7 protein-coding genes are annotated in these 6,473 nt (G+C 69.4%); 1 reads left to right on the forward strand and 6 read right to left on the reverse strand.

What is annotated here, in order from left to right; genetic code table 11:
* Window positions 1–19 precede the first annotated feature (19 nt).
* Window positions 20–709, reverse strand: a complete 690-nt coding sequence (locus ACN6LB_RS09340; protein ID WP_445025380.1) for a zinc finger domain-containing protein — start codon at window positions 707–709, stop codon at window positions 20–22.
* 5 nt (window positions 710–714) lie between these two features.
* Entirely contained in the window at window positions 715–1,638 is a 924-nt protein-coding gene (locus tag ACN6LB_RS09345; protein ID WP_445025381.1) for a helix-turn-helix domain-containing protein, read from the reverse strand.
* Between the two features lie 735 nt (window positions 1,639–2,373).
* Between ACN6LB_RS09345 and ACN6LB_RS09350 the strand changes: the two genes are divergently transcribed.
* The gene (locus ACN6LB_RS09350; RefSeq protein WP_445025382.1) at window positions 2,374–3,252 is read left to right on the forward strand and encodes a helix-turn-helix domain-containing protein; all 879 of its coding nucleotides are present in this window, start codon (window positions 2,374–2,376) and stop codon (window positions 3,250–3,252) included.
* A 56-nt stretch (window positions 3,253–3,308) separates the two neighbouring features.
* Here ACN6LB_RS09350 and ACN6LB_RS09355 read toward each other — a convergent pair whose 3' ends face one another.
* From ACN6LB_RS09355 to ACN6LB_RS09370, 4 genes are all read right to left on the reverse strand, one after another.
* Entirely contained in the window at window positions 3,309–3,755 is a 447-nt protein-coding gene (locus ACN6LB_RS09355; RefSeq protein ID WP_445025383.1) for an NUDIX domain-containing protein, read from the reverse strand.
* A 5-nt stretch (window positions 3,756–3,760) separates the two neighbouring features.
* On the reverse strand, window positions 3,761–5,041 hold the full coding sequence (locus ACN6LB_RS09360) for an MAB_1171c family putative transporter (protein WP_445025384.1): 1,281 nt from the start codon (window positions 5,039–5,041) through the stop codon (window positions 3,761–3,763).
* Window positions 5,028–5,663, reverse strand: coding sequence for a hypothetical protein (locus ACN6LB_RS09365; protein WP_445025385.1), 636 nt, complete (start codon window positions 5,661–5,663; stop codon window positions 5,028–5,030). The genes ACN6LB_RS09360 and ACN6LB_RS09365 overlap by 14 nt, the downstream gene beginning before the upstream one ends.
* A gap of 67 nt (window positions 5,664–5,730) precedes the next feature.
* Window positions 5,731–6,399, reverse strand: coding sequence for an SDR family oxidoreductase (locus ACN6LB_RS09370; protein WP_445025398.1), 669 nt, complete (start codon window positions 6,397–6,399; stop codon window positions 5,731–5,733).
* Window positions 6,400–6,473 lie beyond the last annotated feature (74 nt).

The following is a 6,473-nucleotide window of genomic DNA, read 5'->3' on the forward strand; positions in this document are numbered from 1 at the left end:
GTGGAGAAGCGGGCTGCGGTCAGGCGGCGGGCGCCTGGGCCTGCGCCGCCAGGGCGCGGTCGATGCGGCCAGGGTGGGCGGTGGCGCGCGGTGCGTTGCCCGTGGCGGCGCCGTCGAGGGAGATGCGCCGGCGGCGGCAGGGCTCGCTCTTGTCGGCGTGACACCACTCGCACGGCACGGCCAGGACGTCAGGGCCACCGGCGGCGATGGCGGCTTCGCGGGCGGCGCGGGCCGGGCGGTACGGAGCCAGCTCGGCGCGTACGGCGGCAGGAATGTACGAGCCGACCGCGGCCAGCTGGTCCTTCAGCCCCGGCCGGTGACGCCCGGCGGCGAGTTCGCGGTGCGCCGAGGGCGCGGCGTGCCCGGCCGCCACGGCGTCGCGCGCCGCGAGCAGCTCCGCTCGCCACGCTTGCGGGTTGTCCGGGTCGGCCATCGGGGTGGGGTCGGTGTGCCGGGCCAGACGCTCGCGGCGGTGCGCGTGCCATTCACGGGCCACATCCGCCGGCAGGATCGGGTACGGCGAGCTCACGATGCGCTTGCGGACGGTCTCGCGCACATCCCAGCCCTGACCAGTGGTCATGGGCACGTCGGCGAGCAGCTCGTGCCACATGGCGAGCTGGTCGCGGGCTTCGCCCGCGTCGGTGCGGATGGTGCGCGGGTCCAGGCGGCCGACGTAGGTGAGTACGGCAGCAACTTCGCGGCGGTCCAAGGTAGTTACTCCGTTCCAGTCGGTTCGTCGACGGCGGCGAGCAGGGCGGCCATGTGCAGGTCGGCTTTGGTCATGCCGGCCGGTGGGGCGGGGCTGCCGCCGGGCAGGGCGTAGAGGTTCGGGCGCTGGGGTGTGGGGGTGTGCTCGCGGGCGATCCAGGACTTCCAGTCGGCCGCCCAGGCTGCGGCGGGGCGGGGGCTGCCGGTGGAGCGGTAGCGGCGCCACTTCGCGTCGGCGGCCTGCAGGCCCTGCTCGCCTAGGCGATCGAGGTGTCCCTGCTGCTGGGCCCAGGCCAGGCTGGCGTCATCGACCTGCCAGTCGGTGGCGGAGGTGACCTCGGCAGCACTACTGCTGCTGTACCTACGGTTCACCTTCGGTTCACTACAGTTCTGGGGGTCAGTTTCTGCCCCGGAGGGGGGTCGGTTTCTGCCCCGGGGAGGGGTCAGATTCTGACGAGGGGGTGCAGATTTTGACCCAGGCAGATTCTGACGACGGGGGCCCGATTCTGGCCCTGCCGTGCGCCAGATGCGGTGTCTGCGCAGCCGCTCCTCGCCCAGTTCCGTCAGCGCGGGGGCGGCGTCGGCGTCAGTCAGGGGTTCGATGTCCTCGATGCGCAGGTCGGGGTCGGCCTTCTGCGCAGCCGCGACCTTCGCGAGCCAGGCGGCGGGGTGCGGCATGCGGTAGACCGTGCTGTGCTGCGGGCCCTCGTAGTCATCGAGGGCCTCCAGTTCGCCGGCATCCTTGAGCAGGGCCAGAGAGGTGCGCACGGCGTTGCGGCTGGCGTTCGTCCGCTCCATCAGCTCGGTGATGGAGGCGTAGGCGACGCACTGCTCGTCGGGGATTCGGTCGGCGATCGACAGCAGGACGAGGCGGGCCGTGCCACGGCTGGCGCTGCTCTCCCACACCCACTTCCGTGCTTGCCCGCTCATCGGGACACCGCCGTCTTGAGGTGCATGCGAGTCCAGGGCTGCGGTGCGACGGTGGTCGCCGATAGGCGCGTCGACGAGCGGCGTGTCAGATGGGCGCGCGTGGCTGCCGCGCTGGCCGGGGAGACCGGCCTTTTGCGCAGGGCAGGCGGCATGTGGGACTCTCCTCCGTGGTGAAACCCGCGCCGGTGTGCCCCGTGGAAAGGGCCGGTGCGGTGATGTGGGTGAATCTCCGCCCTTGCCGGGGCAGGAGTGCCATCTGGCGTTCGGCGTCTGGGAGTTACCGCTCCCTGGGCGCCGTCGCTGTGCTCAGGGCTATCGCACCCAATTGGATCGTGCGTTCCGCATGCGGTTCCTGGCGTCGTCTGTCGACGGGCGGAGTGCCCGGCGGGGGACGACGAACATATGCATGACCTGCGGCAACATCCAGACCTTGCTAAAGGACTCTCTACAAGTCGCGCCGAAGGGAAGCGTCATCTGTGCCTGGTGGGTGCACGTGGCGGATGTGTCAAACGCCCGGTGTGACCGGCGCAGGGGATGACTGAGGGGGGACACGCAGTGGCTCCAAGGCTTAGGCGTGCTGCAGAGGTGTTTCGTCTCTGGTGGGCACGACGACTGCAACCGAGGTAAGCTGACTAGCTGCCCCGATCGATGAAACGAAAATATCGTCGTTTGGCTCATCGATCAAGTGGCTGGCCTGCTGACGAATGCCGTATTGGACCAGGAAGGACGTGCTGGATGACGATCCGCCGGTTCGACCCCCAGGCGCTGCTGCTTGCCCGCAGAGAGTGCGGCCGCAAGCAAGCCGAAGTGGGGGTGCTTGTGGGCGTCAGCGGTGCCCGGGTGAGCGCCTGGGAGAAGGGACGCTCGATTCCCGACCCGGAGAAGCTGCCCGGACTGGCCAGGGCGGTCGACCGTGACCTCGACGAGTTGTTCCCCCGTGACGGGCATCCTGACCTGGCCGATCTCCGAGCCGATGCCGGGTACACGCAGGCGGCCACCAGGGAGCTGACCGGGACGAAGACGGCCGGACCGGTTGCCGCTGCGGAGACCGCGAAGCATCGCCTGGAAGAGCGGTACGTCGAGGCACTCGCGGCGAGCTACGGGGTGAGTGCGGAGGCGCTGCTGCGCGCGCAGGAGCGTTCCTTCGGCAATGACGTGCCGGAGCCCGGCGAGGCGGAACAGCCTGCGTCTCGGGATGGCGGAGGGCTGCCGAAGACGCTGGCCGAGAAGATCACATACCTGGTGAAGCAGCTTCCGGCCCCGCTCTCCGACGCCGAGCTCGCCGATCTCGGCAACGGGAGTACGGGCACTGACGTTCTCACCGCCGACTTGGTGCGCGATCTGCGGACCGGTGCGCTCCGCAGTGCGGAGGACGATGTGCTGGACGCGTTGGCGAAGGCACTGAACACGAGTCCGCTGATCTGGTCGCAGGACGCCGACGTACAGCGGGTCATCGCCGAGACCCTGCTGCTCAAGAACCAGATCGTCGCCCTTGCGGCGCGCGGCGGCGAGCAGCAGGGGCTGTCCGCCGAACTGCTGCAGTTCGTCTTTGACGTGGTCGACGAGGCCCGTGCGGAGACCCAGGGCGGCGGAGGCGCCCCGCCTCGTTCGTGACGGCGCAACTGTGACGATCCCCGCCCGAAGCAGCCTAGAGCCGGGACCGGCCGACGCTACAGACGGACCGTGCGCACGGCCGGCCTCCGCTCGGCCCGTGCGGTCAGGGCGGCCTGCCAGACCTCGGTCAGGTGCGGGGGGATCAGTCCCTCCTCCATGCTGTCAGGCCGGCAGAAGCGGTACTCACTCAGCTCCGACTCCTGCAAGCTGATCCCGTCCTGGTCCTGGGAGCCGAGGATGCCGCCGTCGTAGACGTAGAGGACCTGGGCGCCTCGGCCGGGAACGGTGACCCAGGCGTGCACCAGCAGGTCGCCGATCGGCGGGGTGATGCCCAGTTCCTCCTGGACCTCCCGCACGGCTGCGTCGTACGGGCTCTCCTCCTGGTCGATGTCCACGGCACCGCCCGGCAGGTTCCAGTAGTCCTTGTAGGTCGGGTTGACGATGAGGACCTCGCCCGCGGCGTTGAAGAACAGGGCGGCGGCCGATGCGGTCAGAGCGTTCATATCCATCACTTCGCGAGGTGGGGGAGGGGTGTGGGAGCCAGTGCGTCCATGATTGCGCCGGTGTGCGGGCTGGCCTGGCGGTACGCGCGGGCGACCCGCATCAGCCAGGGCACTTCGGAGGCGAAGTCGTCGCCGGCGGTGTAGTAGGCGGCAGGTGCCCGGCCCGGGGCGCCCGCGACGGCCATGGCGGCCTTGAGCCAGTACGCCTCGGCGACGGCGTCGGCATTCAGGCCGGTATGTCCCTCGGCCTCCGCGAGGCGGCGGGCGCGTTCGAAGAGGTCGGCCGGTGCCCTGCGGCGCAGTTCGTGGGTGACGTCGCGGATCTCTGTGACGAACCGGCCGAGCCGGATCTGCGGGCTGGTGTCATGCGAGACGACGTCCCGCACGGTATTGAGCAGGGAGACGGTGTGGTGGCCGCCCAGGAGCATGCTGGGTGCGTGCAGTGCGCTGCCGTCGATGGTCAGGACCAAGTCGCGCCACAGTCGGTGCAGGCCGATCACGGCCTTGATCGCGCGGACCTGCGCGCCGAGGGCGTGCGTGGCGGGCGTGAGGGAGCCGAGCAGCCAGAGCGCGAATCCCGCGTACAACAGAGTGTCGGTGAGGTGTTCCTGCACGCTGCCGGCTGCCGCAGCGGCGGGGTGGAGTGTGGTCGCGGCCAGGTAGACGGTGCGCACGACGGAGTACACGACGATCACGGTCATGCCGGCGGCCATCATCGCCAGTCCGGTGCGCAGGCTCCAACGGCGGGCGATCCGGGCGGCCCGGCCCCACTGGTAGCCGCACACGGCGGCGGCCGATGCGACGTAGGTGTTGAACAGCCCTAGGTACAGGGCGAGCCCGGGCTCGCCGGCGTGCCGGCCCATGAAGTACGGACTGTCGGCCGCGGTTTTCGAACGGTCCAGGACGAGGAAGAACACGGCGACGAGGCAGAGGATCGTGGCCAGCGAGGCGCGGATGGCGACACGGTGCACAGTGGAGGTGATCTTGATGTGGCGGGCGCCTGCGTCCTCGTCGTGGTAGATGTCCGTGACGTAGGTCAGCAGGACGCAGATCCCGGCGATCGCCAGCACGTGCTTGAGGAGAGTGGGCAGGTCGGTGATGCCCAGCGGGTCGATCACCGCGCGGCCGGTGTCGGTGCGCAGCCACCAGGCGGCGGCGAAGGCGGCGAAGGCACCCCACAGCGAGCGCTCGCGCCGCCGCCCCCGCAGGGCGGTCGGCAGGCGCACGACCGCCTGGAGCAGCAGCAGGGCGATGATCATGGAGACGAACGCATCAGAGAGGGACACGGCTCTTCCGGGGGGTACGAGTGCGGGGAATGAAGCTCAGGTGGGAGAGGTCCTCGTCGAGGTGCCGGAGCGTGGAGTCCTCGATGAAGTCGGTGGCGTAGGCCGAGTGGTGCAGCAGGTCGGCCAGCATTTCGGCGCGTATCTCCGGCCGTGAGTCGTAGCGGTGGCGGGCCATGACCCGGCCCTTCGCCATCAGTCGGTGCAGGAGGCCGGGCGGGAAATCGGGCAGGAGCCGTGCCAGTTCGCTGGCGCTGGCCTCGGTCACGTCGTCGCACCACAGGTGCGCCAGCTCGTGCAGGATGATCTGCTGACGGTGGAAGGATGTTGTGCCCGCCACGTGCAGGATCAGGTCGACTGCCACGTCGTCCAGCCGCAGCCACAGCCCGCACACGTCCGTATTGGCCAGCAGGTGATCGGGGATCGCGACCAGCTTGATCCGCCGCCCCCGTTCCGCCTCGATCCCGGCGATCAGTCCCTCAAGGGTGAAGGGCCGAGGTATCGGCATCTGAGCCAGCAGATGCCGGCACTCCTGGCGGATCGCGCGTCTGCTGATCGCCCGGCTGCTCGCCCCTTCGTCCGCTGCGGGGCCTCGGGCCCGGCCGCGGAACAGCAACCCCCGCATCACGTATCCCTGCTTTCTGTTGCTTTGTTCACGGCGCCATCGGCCGCTGACGGGTAACCGTGGAATGTCAGTGGCCCATGGATATGCCGCCGTCGACCGGTACGACGGCGCCGGTGATGTAGGAGGCTTCCTCGCTGGCCAGGAAGGCGATGGTCGCGGCGATCTCCTCCGGCCTTCCGATGCGGCCCAGCGGAACGTCTCCGATGATCTCGTTGACGCGTGCCTCAGGCAGGGCTGCGGCCATGGCGGTGTCGGTCAGGCCCGGGGTCACGATGTTGACGGTGATCCCGCGTGAGCCGACCTCCCGGGCCAGAGATCGGCCGAAGCCAATCAGGCCCGCCTTGGACGCCGCGTAGTTGGTCTGCCCGGCTTCACCCTTGAGCGCGACGGCGGATGACACAAGGATGATCCGGCCGCCTTGCTTGGCCTTCACCATGCTCCAGGTGGCCCGCTTGGCCAGCCGGTAGGAGGCGATGAGGTTGGTCTCCAGGACCGTGGTGAAGTCCTCCTCAGACATGCGCAGCAGCAGCTTGTCCCGGGTGATGCCAGCGTTGGCCACGAGCACCTCGACCGGGCCCTGGTCGGCCTCGACCTCCTTGAAGGCGCTCTCGACTTGTTCGGGGTCGGTGACGTCACAGAGCACGGGCAGGGCGCCGAGGTAGGCGAGCTCGGGATCGGCTCCGCTGCTGCGGTGAGTGAAGGCGACCTTGTTGTCGGCGTACACGTGAACGTACACAGCCGCGTACGGATGAACGTGCTCAGTTCTTGATGCGGTGAGGTCGGCGCGTCGGCAGTCTGCTCCTGTGTCTT

The sequence above is a fragment of the Streptomyces sp. SAS_270 genome, from assembly GCF_052543295.1.

Excerpts from the sequence above, each read along its gene's own strand:
- ACN6LB_RS09345 (WP_445025381.1), bottom strand. The coding sequence starts at position 1,638 with ATGAGCGGGCAAGCACGGAAGTGGGTGTGGGAGAGCAGCGCCAGCCGT.
- ACN6LB_RS09350 (WP_445025382.1), top strand. The coding sequence starts at position 2,374 with ATGACGATCCGCCGGTTCGACCCCCAGGCGCTGCTGCTTGCCCGCAGA.
- ACN6LB_RS09355 (WP_445025383.1), bottom strand. The coding sequence starts at position 3,755 with ATGAACGCTCTGACCGCATCGGCCGCCGCCCTGTTCTTCAACGCCGCG.
- ACN6LB_RS09365 (WP_445025385.1), bottom strand. The coding sequence starts at position 5,663 with ATGCGGGGGTTGCTGTTCCGCGGCCGGGCCCGAGGCCCCGCAGCGGAC.